General features: G+C 66.4%; 11 protein-coding genes. 8 read left to right on the top strand and 3 right to left on the bottom strand.

Translation table 11 applies throughout. From position 1 onward, the window contains the following. Nucleotides 1-12 precede the first annotated feature (12 nt). The 5 genes from glcF (at nucleotide 13) to AC30PD_RS19985 (ending at nucleotide 5613) form a co-directional block, all read left to right on the top strand. Nucleotides 13-1251 carry a glycolate oxidase subunit GlcF gene (glcF, locus tag AC30PD_RS20005; protein WP_489537441.1) on the top strand — a complete coding sequence of 413 codons (1239 nt, stop codon included), beginning with the start codon at nucleotides 13-15 and terminating at the stop codon, nucleotides 1249-1251. Between the two features lie 110 nt (nucleotides 1252-1361). Continuing rightward, the gene (locus AC30PD_RS20000; protein ID WP_489537440.1) at nucleotides 1362-1850 is read left to right on the top strand and encodes a Cache 3/Cache 2 fusion domain-containing protein; all 489 of its coding nucleotides are present in this window, start codon (nucleotides 1362-1364) and stop codon (nucleotides 1848-1850) included. A gap of 84 nt (nucleotides 1851-1934) precedes the next feature. After that, complete coding sequence (locus AC30PD_RS19995) at nucleotides 1935-3704, top strand: methyl-accepting chemotaxis protein (RefSeq protein ID WP_489537439.1); 1770 nt, start codon at nucleotides 1935-1937, stop codon at nucleotides 3702-3704. Nucleotides 3705-3818: 114 nt separating this feature from the next. Next, the gene (locus tag AC30PD_RS19990; RefSeq protein WP_489537560.1) at nucleotides 3819-4766 is read left to right on the top strand and encodes an ABC transporter permease; all 948 of its coding nucleotides are present in this window, start codon (nucleotides 3819-3821) and stop codon (nucleotides 4764-4766) included. A 13-nt stretch (nucleotides 4767-4779) separates the two neighbouring features. Further along, nucleotides 4780-5613: an ABC transporter permease gene (locus AC30PD_RS19985; RefSeq protein WP_489537438.1), complete on the top strand. Its 834-nt coding sequence runs from the start codon at nucleotides 4780-4782 to the stop codon at nucleotides 5611-5613. Between the two features lie 16 nt (nucleotides 5614-5629). Here the strand turns inward: AC30PD_RS19985 and AC30PD_RS19980 are convergent, their stop codons facing one another. After that, complete coding sequence (locus AC30PD_RS19980) at nucleotides 5630-6907, bottom strand: GGDEF domain-containing protein (RefSeq protein ID WP_489537437.1); 1278 nt, start codon at nucleotides 6905-6907, stop codon at nucleotides 5630-5632. A gap of 65 nt (nucleotides 6908-6972) precedes the next feature. On the opposite strand from AC30PD_RS19980, the gene AC30PD_RS19975 reads away from it, so the two are divergent. From AC30PD_RS19975 to AC30PD_RS19965, 3 genes are read left to right on the top strand one after another with little or no spacing between them, the layout of a single operon-like run. Continuing rightward, nucleotides 6973-7992, top strand: coding sequence for an ABC transporter ATP-binding protein (locus AC30PD_RS19975; RefSeq protein WP_489537436.1), 1020 nt, complete (start codon nucleotides 6973-6975; stop codon nucleotides 7990-7992). Continuing rightward, nucleotides 7989-8816 (top strand): ATP-binding cassette domain-containing protein, encoded by an 828-nt coding sequence (locus AC30PD_RS19970; protein ID WP_489537435.1) that lies wholly within the window; start codon nucleotides 7989-7991, stop codon nucleotides 8814-8816. The genes AC30PD_RS19975 and AC30PD_RS19970 overlap by 4 nt, the downstream gene beginning before the upstream one ends. Before the next feature lie 34 nt (nucleotides 8817-8850). Then, nucleotides 8851-10356, top strand: coding sequence for an ABC transporter substrate-binding protein (locus AC30PD_RS19965; RefSeq protein ID WP_489537434.1), 1506 nt, complete (start codon nucleotides 8851-8853; stop codon nucleotides 10354-10356). A 160-nt stretch (nucleotides 10357-10516) separates the two neighbouring features. On the opposite strand, the gene AC30PD_RS19960 is transcribed toward AC30PD_RS19965, so the two are convergent. Both AC30PD_RS19960 and AC30PD_RS19955 read right to left on the bottom strand, forming a co-directional pair. Then, nucleotides 10517-11155: a DUF4304 domain-containing protein gene (locus tag AC30PD_RS19960; RefSeq protein ID WP_489537433.1), complete on the bottom strand. Its 639-nt coding sequence runs from the start codon at nucleotides 11153-11155 to the stop codon at nucleotides 10517-10519. After that, nucleotides 11152-15996, bottom strand: a complete 4845-nt coding sequence (locus tag AC30PD_RS19955; RefSeq protein ID WP_489537432.1) for an RHS repeat domain-containing protein — start codon at nucleotides 15994-15996, stop codon at nucleotides 11152-11154. The genes AC30PD_RS19960 and AC30PD_RS19955 overlap by 4 nt, the downstream gene beginning before the upstream one ends. Nucleotides 15997-16104 lie beyond the last annotated feature (108 nt).

The following is a 16104-nucleotide window of genomic DNA, read 5'->3' as shown; positions in this document are numbered from 1 at the left end:
GCACCTGCACGCATGCAAACCAATCTGGCCCCCGAATTCAAAGGCACGCCGGCAGGCACCGAGGCCGAGGCGATCCTGCGCAAGTGTGTGCATTGCGGCTTCTGCACCGCCACCTGCCCCACCTATCAGTTGCTCGGCGACGAACTCGACGGGCCGCGCGGCCGCATCTACCTGATGAAGCAGATGCTCGAAGGCGCACCCGTCACCCGCAGCACGCAGCAGCACCTCGACCGCTGCCTGACCTGCCGCAACTGCGAAAGCACCTGCCCCTCGGGTGTGCAGTACGGCAACCTGGTCGAGATCGGCCGGCGCCTCGTCGAAGAGCGTGTGCCGCGCCCGAACGGCGAGAAGGCGGTTCGCTGGTTGCTGAAGGAGGGATTGACGTCGCCGCTGTTCTCGCCCGCAATGAAGCTCGGCCAGATGGTTCGCCCGCTGCTGCCCGATTCACTGAAGAACAAGGTGCCGGCCAAGGCGCCGGCGCGCGCCCACCAGTGGCCGACCCGCGAGCACAAGCGCAAGGTGCTGATGCTGATGGGCTGCGTGCAGCCGGCGATGATGCCCAACATCAACAGCGCCACCGCACGCGTGCTCGACGCTGCCGGCATCCAGACCGTGGTGGCCGACGAGGCCGGCTGCTGCGGCGCGATCCGCACGCATCTGAACGACCACGAAGGCGGCCTGGCCGACATGCGCCGCAACATCGACGCCTGGTGGCCGCTGGTGTCGAACGGCGGTGCCTTCGAGGCGATCGTGATGAACGCCTCGGGCTGTGGCGTCACCGTGAAGGAATACGGCCACGCGCTGGCCGGCGACCCGGCCTATGCCGACAAGGCCAGGCGCATCAGTGAACTCACGCGCGACCTGAGCGAGCTGCTGCCCGACCTGGTCGCTGCGCTCAAGCCGAAGCTGCGCATGCGCAACCTCGCCACGCAGCTCGCCTTTCACCCGCCCTGCACGCTGCAGCACGGCCAGCAACTGCGGGGTGGTGTCGAAACGCATCTGAACGCGCTCGGCTTCACCGTGCAATTGGCCACGAACGAGAGCCACCTGTGCTGCGGCTCGGCAGGCACCTATTCGGTGCTTCAGCCCGAGCTCGCCTACCAGCTGCGCGACCGCAAGCTCGCCAACCTGGCGCCGCTGGAAGCGCAGACCATCGTCTCGGCCAACATCGGCTGCATCCAGCACCTGCAGACCGGCACCACCACGCCGGTACGGCACTGGGTCGAAGTGCTCGACGAAGCACTGTCTTAGTGCGCGAGGGCCAGGCTCAAGGTTCCAGAAGGCTTGCCGATACACAGGGCGTCCCCATGCCCGGCGACCGGATTCGGTCGCATCGTCAACTCTTCAAGACTGGATCCACCATGAAACGCTCTGCCCTCACCGCCGCCGTCGTGATGTTCGCCGCCTTCGGCGCCGCCCACGCCGAAGACCCGAAAGCCACCATCGCCGACCTCGACGCGCGCCTCGCCAAGATCGGCGCCGCCAAAGTCGAGGGCACCGAGAAGGTCGGCGACAAGACCGTGCCGGCGCTGTACTTCGGCGAACGCAAGATCAACAACAACTACGACGTGGTCGACGCCGTGCGCAAGGCGCACAACGCCACCGCCACCGTGTTCGTGAAAGACGGCGACGAGTTCGTGCGCGTCAGCACCAACGTGCTCACGCCCGAAGGCAAGCGCGGTGTCGGCACCCAGCTGGCCCGCAACAAGGCCTACGAAGCAGTGATCAAGGGCACGCAGTACTGTGGCCCGATCGACGTGCTCGGCACCGCCTTCGACGCCTGCTACAACCCGATCAAGGACGCTTCGGGCAAGCTGGTCGGCGTGAGCTACATCGGCCACAAGAAGTAAGCACGCCTCTTCTCGCGTGACCCCGGCCGCCGCCCGCAACGGGCGGCGGCCGGGCATCAACCTGAAGCCTCCCGGAAGCTTGCCATGAAGAAGAATCTTTCCCGCCTGCGCGACACCTTCGGCCGCATGGCCGTGCGTCAACAGCTGACTGCCGCGTTCTCGACCATCCTGCTGCTCACCGCGCTGGTGGGTGGTGTGGCCTACAACGGCCTGTCGCGCGTCAACGCGCAGGCCGATTCCCTGGCCACGAAATGGCTGCAAGGCGTGGGACTTCTGGCCGAGCTGCGTGTCGGCCTGGTCGATGCGCGCGAGTACGAGATCAAGCACAGCCGCACCGCCGATTCGAGCTACCACTCGGAATACGAAGAGAAGATCGGCCTGGCCACGAAAGCCGCTACCGCGGCGATCGCTTCCTACGAAGCGCTGGTGTCGAGCGACGCCGAACGCGAGCTGTTCACCAAGTTCAGCAAGGGCTGGGCAAGTTACCAGAAGGCCGAGCAGCGCGTGGTGGCGCTCGGCCGCGAGAAGAAGACGCAAGACGCGACCGACATCAGCGACGGCATGGCCAGCATGGCTTTCGACGAGGCGCTCGGCGCCCTCAATGCGTTGACAAAATATGGCTTCGAGGGCGGCAAGGCCGCGGCCGCGCAAGCCACCACGATCTACGCCCAGGTGAAGGTCGCGATGCTCGGCCTGCTGGCCGCAGCGCTGCTGCTCGGCTTCGGCCTGGCCTGGGCCATCACGCGCCAGCTGATCGGCCAGCTGGGTGGCGAACCGGGCACCGCGGCCGACGTGGCCAAGGCCGTGGCCGAAGGTGACCTCACGACGAAGATCCACCTGAAGGCCGGCGACACGAGCAGCCTGATGGCCCGCCTGCAGTCCATGCAGGAAGCACTCACCGCCGCCGTGACCAACGTGCGCCAGGGTTCGGAAAACGTGGCCACGGCCAGCGCCGAGATCGCCCAGGGCAACCAGGACCTCTCGAACCGCACCGAACAACAGGCCAGCGCGCTCGAAGAGACCGCCGCGACCATGGACCAGCTCGGTTCGACGGTGCGCAACAACGCCGACAACGCCAAGCAAGCGAACCAGCTCGCGCTCGGCGCCTCCGAAGTGGCGCTCAAGGGCGGCACCGTGGTCGGCCAGGTGGTCGAGACCATGAAGGGCATCAACGACAGCAGCCGCAAGATCGCCGACATCACTTCGGTGATCGACGGCATCGCGTTCCAGACCAACATCCTCGCGCTCAATGCGGCGGTGGAAGCGGCACGCGCCGGCGAACAAGGCCGCGGTTTCGCGGTGGTGGCCGGTGAAGTGCGCAGCCTCGCGCAGCGCAGTGCCGAAGCCGCCAAGGAGATCAAGGGCCTGATCGGCGCCAGCGTGGAACGTGTGGAACACGGCACGGCGCTGGTCGACCAGGCCGGCAAGACCATGGGCGAAATCGTCGGCGCGATCAAGCGTGTGACCGACATCGTCGGGGAGATCAGCTCGGCCAGCGCCGAGCAGAGCGCCGGCGTGGCGCAGGTGGGCCAGGCGGTCACGCAGATGGACCAGGCCACGCAGCAGAACGCCGCGCTGGTCGAAGAAAGTGCGGCCGCGGCCGAGAGCATGAAGCAGCAGGCCCGGCAACTGGTCGAAGCGGTGGCGGTGTTCAAGCTGATGCACGGCGAGCGCACGCCGATGGTCGCACCCGCGCCGGCCCCGGTGCGCGTCCCCGACACGGCGAAACCGGTCGAGCGCCGCGGGCCGAACCGCGCCACCAACGTGGCCCGCCTTCCGGCGGCCAGCAATCCGGCGAAGGCCGAGCCGGCGACAGCCGCGGCGAACGGCACCGACGACTGGGAAACCTTCTGAGCCGCTGAGCCGGCCAGAAGGTCGGCGACAAGGCCGGCGGCGAGGCGGGGCAAATCCACGGCATGATGAGGGCATGGGCGCAGCGCGCCCACCCGCACCGCCGCCGAGCCCGCCATCAGCCTCTTCCTCATCAAGCGCTTCGCGACCTTTCTGGCGACCCTGCTGGTCGCGTCGATGGTCGTGTTCGTCGTTCTCGACGTGTTGCCCGGCAGCGCCGCCGACGTGGTGCTCGGCGAATCGGCGACACCCGAAGCCCGTGACGCCCTGAACGCCAAGCTCGGCCTCGACCGGCCGCCGCTGCAGCGTTACACCGACTGGATGCTCGGCCTGGCGCGTGGCGAACTGGGCGAGAGCCTGTCGTACTCGGTGCCGGTGACGCAGCTCGTCGGCGAGCGGCTGCAGGTGACCGCACCGCTGGCGCTGATGGCGATGCTGCTCACGGCGGGCCTGGCGCTCACGCTCGGCATCTATGCCGCTTCGCGCCACAACAAACTGGGCGACGTGGGCGTGATGGGCCTGAGCCAGCTCGGCATCGCGATCCCGAACTTCTGGTTCGCGATCATCCTGATCTTCGTCTTCGCGGTGAAGCTGCGCTGGTTCTCGGCCGGTGGCTTCCCGGGCTGGGAAGACGGCTTCTTCGACGCCTTCAAGGCCTTGATCCTGCCGGCCGTGGCGCTGGCCGTGGTGCAGGCGGCGATCCTGGCGCGCATCACCCGCTCGGCCGTGCTCGACGTGCTGCGTGAAGACTTCGTGCGCACCGCACGCGCCAAGGGCCTGAGCCGGCGCGCCGTGCTGTGGCGCCACGTGCTGCGCAACGCCTTCGTGCCGGTGCTCACGGTGATGGGCCTGCAGTTCGCCAACCTGCTCACCGGCACCATCGTGGTCGAGAACGTGTTCTCGCTGCCGGGCCTCGGGCGGCTGATCTTCCAGGCCATCGCCAACCGCGACGTGGTGGTCGTGCGCAACGTGGTGATGCTGCTGGCGGCGGCCGTGATCGTGATCAACTTCATCGTCGACGTGCTGTACGCGGTGATCGACCCGCGCTTGAAGGTGCCCTCTTGAACGTGGACCCTGCATGAGCTTCTGGCAACGCGCGCTGCGCCACAAGAGCTTCGCGATCGGCGGTGTGCTGGTGCTGCTGCTGATCGCGACCGCCATCGGCTCGTACGTCTGGACGCCCTACCCGGCCGCCGACATCGACATCCCGAACAAGCTCCAGCTGCCTTCGGCGGCGCACTGGCTCGGCACCGACAGCCTGGGCCGCGACATCGTTTCGCTGCTGATCGTGGGCGCGCGCAATTCGATCGCGGTCGGCGTGATCGCGGTCGGCATCGGCATCGCGTTCGGCGTGGCGCTCGGCCTCTGGGCGGCGGCCAGGCGCGGCTGGGTCGAAGAAGCGGTGATGCGTTTCGCCGACTTCAGCTTCGCGTTCCCGGCGCTGCTCTCGGCGATCATGCTCACCGCGATCTACGGCCCCGGCCTCGTGACCTCGATCGTGGCGATCGGCATCTTCAACGTGCCGGTGTTCGTGCGCATCACGCGCGCCGCGGCCAACGCGGTCTGGTCGCGCGAATTCGTGCTGGCGGCGCGCGCCTGCGGCAAGGGGCCGCTGCGCATCACGATCGAACACGTGCTGCCGAACATCGCTTCGATCCTGATCGTGCAGGCGACGATCCAGTTCGCGCTGGCGATCCTGGCCGAAGCCGCGCTCAGCTACCTGGGCCTGGGCACGCAGCCGCCTCAGCCGAGCTGGGGCCGCATGCTGAACGAGGCGCAGCAGATGCTGTTCTCGGCACCGCAACTCGCGCTGTACCCGGGTGCGGCGATCGCGCTCTCGGTGCTGGGCCTCAACCTGATGGGCGACGGCCTGCGCGACCTGCTCGACCCGCGGCTGGCGCGCCAGCGCTGAGCGCTCGCAACCAGCCTCAAGCGAGCGCACCCGGCGCCGTCGAGTCGGGCGACTCGGTGAGCAGGCGGCCCTGGTCGGCAGAGTGCACTTCGACCCGGTCGCGACCGCTCTGTTTCGCGTCGTAGAGCGCGCGGTCGGCACGCTGCACCACATCGTCGAAGCTTTCGTCGGCCGCCCATTGCGCCACACCCAGCGAGACCGTGACCGGCACGGCGCCGGCGTGCGTGACGATGCGCGCGTGGGCCACGTTGTGGCGCAGCGCCTCGGCCACGCGCTTGCCGCGGGCCACGTTGCAGCGGCGCAGGATGACGAGAAACTCCTCGCCGCCATAACGGGCGAGGCAGTCGCCGTCGCGCAACCGGGTTCCGAGCAGCCCGGCGACGATGCGCAGCACCTGGTCGCCCACTGGGTGGCCGTGCGAGTCGTTGACACGCTTGAAGCGGTCGACGTCGACCATGCACACCGTCACCTCTTCGCGTTTGCCGTGCACCAGCTCGGCCAGCGGGTAGACCACCGAGACCAGGTGGCGGCGGTTGAACAAACCCGTGAGCGGGTCGTGCGTGGCGGCGTGGCTGGCGTCGCGCAGCGAAGTGCCGAGCGAGGCGTTCTCGGTCTCGAGCGCACGCCGGTAACTCTGCAACTCTTCGACCAGCAGCGCGTTCTCGCGCTCGGCCGCGAGCGCCTGAAGCAGCGTGGTGTGGGCGACCTTGAGGCGCGCCACCAGCACGAAGCCGCACATGATGGTGGCCACGGCCATCACGATGAACTCGCGCGTGCCCTGCAGGAACATGAAGAGGATCAGCGGCGACACGCTCACCAGCACGAACAGCACGCTCGCGGGGTAGGCTGAGAGGTAACTCACCGAGAGCACGGCGAGCGCGATGAAGGCGCCGTAGATCACGGCGTAGAGGTTGAACGGCCCGATCACGCCTTCGAGTGCGTACGGTGCCAGGCCCCAGCAGAACGAGGCAGCGATCACCAGAAGATCGTGCAGCGGGTCGGAGCGTGGGTCCGACAAGTCCATGCGCGCCAGCAGCCGGCGCGACAACCAGCCCCGAACCAGCAGAATGGCCCACAGCGTGAACAGCGCCACCAGCCGCGGGCCGAGCGGCGCTTCGTAGGCCACGCCGAACAGCATCAGCGCGAACGAGAGCACGCCGAGCCGGCCGTTGCGCAAGGACATGTCGACGTAACGCTGCAGCAGCCGGTAGCGGATGTCGGCCGGCACGTCGAGCACCACCGGCGAGGCCTGGCGCCAGGCGGCCCACACGGAGCGGAGGTCGTGCTGCTTCATCGGTCGGGTGCGTTCGGCGGGGTCCGGGCCATCGTACCCGCCGGCGCCGCGGGCACAATGCAGGCGTGCCCTCCCCCGACGCCCGATCGCCGACCGCGCCGTTGCTCGAAGTCTCCGGGCTGCGGGTCACGCTCCAGACACCGCGCGGCCCGGCCGCGGCGCTGCGTGGCATCGACCTGCAGATGCAGGGCGGCGACACGCTCGGCCTGATCGGCGAGAGCGGCTGCGGCAAGTCGATGACGGCGCTGGCGCTGATGGGCCTGCTGCCCGAAGGTGCGCTGGTCGAGGGCAGCATCCGCCTGAACGGCCGCGAGCTCGTGGGCCTGCCCGACGATCAGATGTGCTCGTTGCGCGGCAACCGCATCGGCATGGTGTTCCAGGAGCCGATGACGGCGCTGAACCCGCTGCACACGGTGGGCGACCAGATCGCCGAGCCGCTGCGCCTGCACCGCCGGATGGACCGTGCACCGGCCCGCGCCGAAGCCTTGCGCCTGCTCGAACGGGTGCAGTTGCCGCAGGCCGCGCAGCGGCTCGACGCTTACCCGCACCAGCTTTCCGGTGGCCAGCGCCAGCGGGTGACGATCGCGATGGCGCTGGCCTGCGGGCCCGACCTGCTGATCGCCGACGAGCCGACCACGGCGCTCGACGTCACGATCCAGGGCGAGATCCTCGAGCTCATCAGCGAGCTCGTCACCGAGAGCGGCATGGCCTTGCTGCTGATCAGCCACGACCTTGGCGTGATGGCGCGCACCGTGGCGCGCCTGCTCGTGATGTACGGCGGCACGGTGGTCGAAGCCGGGCCCACGGCCGAGGTGTTCGCGCACTTGTCTCACCCTTACACACGCGGGTTGTTCGGCGCCCGGCCGCAGCTCGGCACGCCGCGCGTGAACGGCCGCAAGCCGGCACTGGCGACGATTCCAGGGCGTGTGCCCGAGCTGGTCGACATGCCCGCCGGCTGCCCCTTCGCCGACCGCTGCGCGTGGGTGGTCGACGCCTGCCGCGCCGCGCCGCCGCCCGTGGTGACGGTCGGGCCGCAGCACAGTGTGCGCTGCCTGCGTGTCGACGCGGTGAAGGCGGCCACATGACCGAACTGCTAGCAGTCGACAACGTCGTCAAGCACTACCGCTTGCCGCGCGAAAGCCTGCTCAAACCCGCGCCCGTGGTCGAAGCCTTGCGCGGCGTGAGCTTCACCATGCGCGCCGGCACCAGCCTGGGCATCGTGGGCGAATCGGGCTCGGGCAAGTCGACGCTGGCGCGGCTCGTGATGGCGCTCGAAGCGCCGACCTCGGGCCAGGTGCGCCTGCTGGGCCAAGACCTGAACGCCTTGTCACCAGCGGCACTCATGACAGCGCGGCGCGACTTCCAGATGGTGTTCCAGGACCCTTACGGTTCGCTCGACCCGCGCCAGCGCGTGCAGACCATCGTGGCCGAGCCGCTGTTCGCAGCGAGCGCGGCCGAAGCGAAAGACCGCGTCGCCGAGTCGCTCGACGCCGTGGGCCTGCGGGCCAGCGACGCCGCCAAGTACCCGCACGAATTTTCCGGCGGCCAGCGCCAGCGCATCGCGATCGCGCGCGCGCTGATCACGCGGCCCCAGCTGATCGTGGCCGACGAGCCGGTGAGCGCGCTCGACGTGTCGGTGCAGGCCCAGGTGCTCAACCTGCTGGCCGACCTGCAGCAACGCTTCGGCGTGACCTACCTCTTCATCAGCCACGACCTGGCCGTGGTCGACCACGTGTGCGACGAAGTGGCGGTGATGTTCGCCGGCCAGATCGTCGAACACGGGCCCACCGAGCAGGTGCTGCAGCGGCCGGCGCACGCCTACACACGTGCGCTGCTCGACGCCATGCCGCGCACGCTGCCCCGTTCCGCTAGAGTCGATTCTGCGGCGCCGGCCAGCGGTGCGAACTGAACCCGAACCCTTTCCCAGACCGAGGAGTGACCCGATGACATCGAAACACCGCCCCGCCACGACCGCCCTGCTGGCCCTTGCGGCCGCCGCCGTCTTCATGGCCCCGGCCGCGCAGGCGCAATCGCGCAAAGACAGCGTCGTGCTCGGCATGCCACTCGAGCCTTCGCCGGGCCTCGACCCGACCATGGCCTCGGCCGCCGCGATCGGCGAGATCGTGCACTACAACGTGCTCGAAGGGCTGACCAAGATCAACATGGACGGCAGCATCGTGCCCTTGCTGGCCGAGAGCTGGGCGGTCGACCCCGACGGCAAGAGCTACACCTTCAAGCTGCGCAAGGGCGTGAAGTTCCACGACGGCGAAGCCTTCGACGCCAGCGACGTGAAGTTCAGCTTCGAGCGCGCCAAGGCCGAGGGCTCGACCAACAAGGCCAAGAAGGCGGTGTTCGACAACATCAGCCGCATCGAGGCCGTCGACCCCTACACCGTGATCGTGGTGCTGAACCAGGCCGACGGCAACTTCCTGTTCCGCATGGGCGAGAACACCGCCGTGATCCTCGACCCGAAGAGCGCGGCCACCACCGCCACCAAGCCGGTCGGCACCGGGCCGTTCAAGTTCGAGGCCTGGGCCAAGGGCTCCTCGGTGACCCTGGTCAAGAATGACGCCTACCGCGGCGCCGCGGCCGTGAAGATGAAGAAGGTGACGTTCCGCTTCGTCAGCGACGTGGCGGCGCAGGTTGCGGCCCTGCTGGCCGGTGACCTCGACGGCATTCCGCGCGGCCTGCTGCCGCAGGACGCCAAGCAGTTCAAGGCCGATGCGCGGTTCACCGTGACGCAAGGCGGCACCGAAGGCAAGACCATCGTCAGCATCAACAACAAGAAGAAGCCCTTCGACGACGTGCGCGTGCGCCGCGCCATTGCCGCGGCGATCGACCGCAAGGCCGTCATCGACGGTTCGCAGGACGGCGAAGCCACGCCGATCGGCAGCCACATGGTGCCCAGCGACGCGGGCTACATCGACCTGACCGGCGTGAACCCCTACAACCCCGAGAAGGCCAAGGCGCTGCTGAAGGAAGCCGGCGTCACCACGCCGCTGAACGTGACGCTCACCTTGCCGCCGCCGCCCTACGCACGCAAGGGCGGCGAGATCGTGGCGGCGCAGCTCGCCAAGGTGGGCATCATCGCGAAGATCGAGAACATGGAATGGGCGCAGTGGCTCGCCGGCCCGTTCAAGGGCAACTTCGACCTGACCATGATCAGCCACGTCGAGCCGCTCGACTTCGACCGCTACGCCGACCCGAAGTACTACTGGGGCTACGACTCCAAGGCCTACAACGACCTGCTCGCCAAGTACAACAGCAGCGCCGACACGAAGACGCGGATGAAGTACCTGGGCGACATCCAGCGCCAGCTCGCCACCGACTCGGTCAACGCGTACCTGTACCAGCTGCCGCAGTTCGCGGTGGGCAACAAGAAGCTGAAGGGGCTGTGGAGCAGCTCGCCGATTTTTGCGAATGATTTGAGTGCGTTGGCTTGGCAGTGAGGTGGACCGCATTATCGCGCTCGCTGATATCAAGGAAGCCCTCAGACGCAATCGACTTGATGAACTCTTCGATGTCCAGCGCGAACCGATGACGCAACCCGATCTGCCCAAACGGCCTATCTGGTTCGTCGTGCTCGCCCAGAGGAAAGGTAAGAACTGATCACGAGAGCTGCTTTCGTAGCTCTTGCACCTCGAAGGCGGCCGACACCGCCCAAGATTTCCCTAGTGACGCAGCCTCCAGGGCCTGCACAGCACTTTGTGCCTCTTCTTTGCGGCCCAACGCAACCAGCAACCTAGCAAGGTTGATTCGTCGTTCGTACTCGGTCAGTCCCTGTCCACGGCCTTCCTGCCACGAGCGCGCCAGCGCTTCCGACGAGGCTATCAACTCTACCTGCGGCAAGGCAATATCGATTAGCCCCGCAGCAATCTCGTCGCAGACCGCCCGCGCAGTTTGTTCGTCGCGTATAGACCACCATACATCGCTTTGCGCGGGGAGGAGGTGCCCGAGTCGCTGGCGCCAGTGACACTTCTCCGGTGGCGGAACGCCCTCAGAAGACGGTCCACTTCTAGCAGAGACAACATCGCGCAGTGCATTGACCGAGATGCCCACATTGACAGTAAATCGGAACTCATCCTCTGTGCTGTATTTGCGGTCCTTCTGAACCTCAAGCACAACAACCGTGTCGAGTACCTTGCGCCACACGAGGTCACCTGTACCAACGAATCCACTAGGCGCAAGCCTTTTGGCAAGGCAAGCCTTCAGGTGTTTAAAGACCTCTACAGGTTTCATCATGTTCATGGCTTCCGCACAACATCTACGGGGTAGCCGTTCTGACGCAGCCACTCGTCCTTTGAGCGTTGGCCTGGTCGATAGCGACTGTTGCCCGACTTAACCTCGACTCCACCCAAGACGTTTCCGTCCTTGCCTTTGACTTCAATATCAATCACACGGGGTCCAAAGGGCGTGTCTTTGCGGACTTGACGATCTATGTCACGGCCAGCACTTTCAAGGTCAGCTGCAACCTCATCTTCGGCCTTCTGACCCTTGGCCCCATTGTCGCGAACGTTGGAGCCTGAACTATTTGCCTCCGCACTACTGGAGACCAGTCCCTGCATCCAATCGAACAAGTCAAACGACTTGTCAACAACGAGCGCGCCTGCCGCGAAGCCCACGGCAAACACGGTTGGTCCTCCTAAAGCGCAGGCGCCACTCGAACCAATTGTGCAGCCTGCAGTTAAGAGCGTGCCCGTCAGAACGCCGCCAGCAACTGTTGCTTTTGCACGACCAGAGTTCGAGCCTCGGTGACCACAGTCAGTACCTGTCGCAGATCGACAAGATTCGAGATTCGACACGAAGTTTGGGTCGCGTCCATCCGGGTCGACGAACCCGTACGGATTGTTGTTCGAGTAGTGATATCGCCCGAAGCTCTTCCCTGTTTCGGCATCTGTTGTCACCGGATCAACACTGAGGAACCGTGCGGCGATCGGGTCGTAATACCGCTGCTGCATGTAAACCAGCCCGGTATCCACATCATTCACATGCCCCGTGAACCCGATCCCGTTCGGCACCGTTCCCGCCGCCGTATTCCCATACGGCTCATAGCGCGTGCGAGTGAGCAAGCCCCCGCTGCTGTTCGTCCTTGCAACCGGGCTGCCCAGCGCGTCGGTATGGAGGTACTCCGTTCCTGTTGAAGTACCAGTCTCTGCGATCAACTTGCCGCCCAGGTAGATGTGGCGAGTGTTGCGCACCGTCATGCCTTGGTGGAAGGTGGAATACAACATCTGCCCCGCCGAGCTGTAGACAAACGTGCGGTAGAAGCTCTGGTCAGCCGCCAGCGTGATCACGCGCCGGCCCAGACCGTCATAGCCGTACCACACCGTCTGCGCACCTGTCGAAGCTCCTATCCGGTTGCCTTGGTCGAAGTAGTAACCCTGCGTGCCTCGCCCGGCGATGTTGCCCAGGCTGTCGTACGCGTAGCCGGTGTACACACCATTGGTGTTGATCGAGGTGAGCCGATTGCTGCCGTCGTAGTTGTGGATGGAATTGCGGCCTCCCACGACGCTGGTGCGCACGTTGTCCAGCGCGTCGTAGGCATAGCTCGCGCTGCCCCACACCCCGGGTGAGTTGGCCGCCGCGAGCCGGTCCAGCCCGTCGTAGCCCAGACTGCGGCTGCTCACGCCTTCCTGCTGGTCGGTGATGCTGCTGACGTTGCCGTTCGTGTCGAAGCCATACTGGTCTTGGATCACCCCGGCATCGCGGTTCTGCAGCGGCAGACCTCGGGTGTTCTGTGTCAGGGTGTGAACAACGCCGTTGCCCAGCGTGTAGCCGGCAATCGCGCCGTTGGGGTGAAAGCTGACGTTGCTCGCGTAGGGTGCAGCCTGGGTGGGCTCGCCCAACGCGTTGGGCGCGTAGCTGACCGACGTTCCGTCCGGGTAGACAAGACTGGCGAGGTTGCCGTTGGCGTCGTAGCCGCGGCCGATGGCGTAGCTCGCGTCGTAGGCCAGGGTCTCTTGCACCAGGAGGCGGCGCTTGTTGTAGCCGTAGGTCCAGGCCCTGTCCACGGAAACAACGGTGAGCGGCAAACCATCCGGCGTGTAGGTGCGCGTGATGCCAGGGCTGCCGTCAGCGTAGCTGGTACTGGCCAAGCGGTTGCGGGTGTCATAGCCGAAGCTGACCTTGTTGGCTGCCGGCACGCTGGCCGGGTCGCAAACGAGGCTTGTCAAGGTGAGCCCGCTCGCGCGCCAAGCGGTGTTGTTCGCCGCGTCATACGCCTGGATGGTCGCCCCGATCTCCGGCTCCACGGTCTTGCACAGGCGGTGGTTGGGGTCGTACACGTAGCTCCGCGTGGCACTCACGGCCCAAGGGCTCGTGCCGCTTCGGGTGATGCTGGTGGGCTTGCCGAACACGTCGCGGGCGATGCTCACGCTCAATGTCTCGGGGGCTGCGATGCTGGCGAGGGCCGACTCGCTTGGCTCGTCGAACACCTGGTAGCCGGAGGTCGTCGCGAAGCCGCGCGGGTTGGTCACGCGCTTCTGGAAGTTGGCGAGGTACTGAGTCGTCGTCGTCAACAAGCCGAGTTCGCTGTCTGCAAAGGTGTTGATCGGCCGGCCCAAGCCGTCGAAGGCGGTCGACGTGCCCACCGGCGTGGCATTGACGGAACCGATCGTGCGCGCCGGGTACGACTCGAACACCTTGCGGTTGTCGGCGTCGAAGTTGCGCAAAACGGTCTTGGCGGTGCTGGCCTCGTTGGCGGTATCGAAGGTGCGGGTCAGCCTTGGGCGCCACAAAGCGTCGAAGTAATTGATGGTGCGCGCATTGCCGGTCGAGATGGTTTGACGCCAGTGGCCTGCAGGCAGGCCGTACTCGTCAGCGGCCACCGGCTCGAAGGCGAGCGTCGTGTCGTTCCAAGGCACCGTGTCGCCCGTCGGCCTTGCAATTCGAATCAGCCGCCCGATCAGGTCGTAGCCGTAGTTGGTGGTGAAGTTGTTGGCGTCGGTCACCGAGGTGATGAGCCCGCGGTTGTCGATCGTGGCGCTCTCGGTGGTGCCATCGGCATAGCTGGCGTTGCGCGCCAGGCCCCGCCAGTAGTTGGCGAAGGTCGTGGTCTGGTTCAAGCCGTCCTTGCGCGTCCACAAGGTGCCATCGGGGTAGTACGTGAAGCTCTGGTCGAGGCGGCCGAACTTCGTGGTGCTCGTCAACGTGGCGGTGCTCGGGTCGTAGGCGTTGGCGACCATCACCGCGCCGGTGCTGGCTTCGGTCACGCTGCCAACCTGGCCCAGCACCCACTTGGCGGTGTGGTCGTAGAAGACGGTGGTTTCCGTGCGGCTGCTGCCCAGGCTGCTGGAGCGGGCAATCACCGTGGGCCGTGCCTTGCTGTCGAAGCCACTGGCGCTCCAGGTGAAGTTCACACCCTGCTGCGTGATCACACGCTGGTCTTCCGGGTTGTGGCGGCTGGCCATGTAGCCGTTGCCTCGCGACAGCAGGCTGAACCCGGCACGGTCGGGGTAGGGCCCTGCCGCGGGGTCCCGGAACCGGGTGGTGGTGGTGCGCAGGGCGGTGCTGCCGTTCCAGCCGACGTCCACTCTTTGCAGTTGCCCCTCGGTGACGCTGTGGCGGTTGCCGAAGGTGTAGCGCGTGACGTAACCCCGCGGGTCGGTCACGCTGACGGTCTTGGTGTCGGGGCAAGCGCCGGTGCAGGTGCTCCAGCTCGCGCTGTTGGCCGCCGGGCTGTAGGCGTAGTTCCAGGCCATGCTAGGCAAACCCGGGCCGGTGATGGTCTTGTTGGTGAGCGACTTGTGGGCGAAGTAGCGCGGGTAGTAGGCAGAGACTTCGGCGCCCTGGTCGACCCTGCATTGGCGCTGCACGAACGATTTGCTGTGCGAGGTGGCCACGAGCGTGAAGCTGCCTTGCGCACCCGAGGGGTGGGTCATGGTGCCGGTGGCGGGGGTGGGGTCTACACCACCTTCTTCTTCGCATCCGGGCGGGCCGAGGTAGAGCGCCGGCCCGGCGCTCAGCTTGTCGGCGTTGAACTGCCAGAAAGAGTTGTCGGGCAGTGTGACGCGGTCGAGCATCATGCCGACGACGTTGCTGTGGTAGCTGTAGCTCCAGGTGCGGGTGCCGTCAAAGATAGAAGAGATGCGCTGGGTGCCGGCCAAGTAGTTGAAGGTGATGCTGCGCCCATCGCTGGCCACGATCGACTGCACCTGCCAGGGTTGGGCCGCGTTGTAGGTGTAGTCCACGGTATTGCCATGGCGGTCGGTCACGCGGCTGGGCAGGATCCACACTTCGACCCGGTTGAGCAGCCCGCCGACCACGATGTTGGACGTGCCGTCAGGGCCTACCACAACCCGGCTCGATGTCTGGGCGGAGTCGAGTGAGCCCGCGAGACGACCGGGCGTCGCTCCGGTCGTTGGCGGCGTACCGAGCTCGGGCAAGCGGCTCGATTTGCTGGCCGGCTGATAGGCCCGCGAGACCATCCAGTCGAACTGGTACTGGGTGCCGTCGGGTGAGATGGCGATGAAGCCTTCGCCAGCGCCGCGCTTCATGGTGCCCAGGCAACCGATCGCCCACAGGTTCTTGGTGACCAGCGGCCAACTTCTGCTGTCGTTCGGGTAGCTGGTGTTGTTGGAGGCACGCGTGAGCAGCTCTTGCGAACCCGCGCCGGGCACGTACATGAAGTGCCCGTGCCAATACTCGTCGCCCGCCCAGGTGGAGGGGCCTGAGGTTCCGTTGACTGCGGGCGGTACGCTGAAACCGCTGCAGCGCAGGTTGCCACTCTGTGTTTGCCAACCCGTGCTGGCGGCGTACACGCCATGCATGTGGGGAATCTCGAGTTCCCAATCACCGAAGGCGCGGTCGCCACGGTTCAAGATGGACTCGCCGCCCGTGACCAACCGCCGGCCCACCGACACGGGCAGGTTGTTGTTGCCGGGCAGGCTCACGTCGCTCTGGATGAACTCGACGGTGCCTGTGTAGAGGTTGACCTTGTCGCCGAACAGGTCGGCGCCCAGCGTGCCCACCGCCTCGCCTGCACGGATGAGCTTGCCTTGTTCGGTGTAGATGCTGTCGACGGCGGCGCGCACTTGAACCGCGAAGCCGAGCGTCAGAGCAACTGCGGCGATGGTGACTTGTGGCTTCATGGGTCTCCCTCAAGTTGTTCGTGCGCCGCTGTCTGGCGACTTCCGGACGATTCCACAGTGCCTTGGCGGCGCACACAACTGGCAGGTCTTACAGGTTTGCGATCGCGT

Source organism: Rhizobacter sp. (assembly GCF_032229685.1).
GTDB lineage: Bacteria > Pseudomonadota > Gammaproteobacteria > Burkholderiales > Burkholderiaceae_C > LMDS01.
The sequence above is the reverse complement of the archived record's forward strand: the minus strand, read 5'-3'. Positions and strand labels throughout refer to the sequence as shown.

Excerpts from the sequence above, each read along its gene's own strand:
- glcF (WP_489537441.1), top strand. The coding sequence starts at position 13 with ATGCAAACCAATCTGGCCCCCGAATTCAAAGGCACGCCGGCAGGCACC.
- AC30PD_RS20000 (WP_489537440.1), top strand. The coding sequence starts at position 1,362 with ATGAAACGCTCTGCCCTCACCGCCGCCGTCGTGATGTTCGCCGCCTTC.
- AC30PD_RS19995 (WP_489537439.1), top strand. The coding sequence starts at position 1,935 with ATGAAGAAGAATCTTTCCCGCCTGCGCGACACCTTCGGCCGCATGGCC.
- AC30PD_RS19985 (WP_489537438.1), top strand. The coding sequence starts at position 4,780 with ATGAGCTTCTGGCAACGCGCGCTGCGCCACAAGAGCTTCGCGATCGGC.
- AC30PD_RS19980 (WP_489537437.1), bottom strand. The coding sequence starts at position 6,907 with ATGAAGCAGCACGACCTCCGCTCCGTGTGGGCCGCCTGGCGCCAGGCC.
- AC30PD_RS19970 (WP_489537435.1), top strand. The coding sequence starts at position 7,989 with ATGACCGAACTGCTAGCAGTCGACAACGTCGTCAAGCACTACCGCTTG.
- AC30PD_RS19965 (WP_489537434.1), top strand. The coding sequence starts at position 8,851 with ATGACATCGAAACACCGCCCCGCCACGACCGCCCTGCTGGCCCTTGCG.
- AC30PD_RS19960 (WP_489537433.1), bottom strand. The coding sequence starts at position 11,155 with ATGAACATGATGAAACCTGTAGAGGTCTTTAAACACCTGAAGGCTTGC.
- AC30PD_RS19955 (WP_489537432.1), bottom strand. The coding sequence starts at position 15,996 with ATGAAGCCACAAGTCACCATCGCCGCAGTTGCTCTGACGCTCGGCTTC.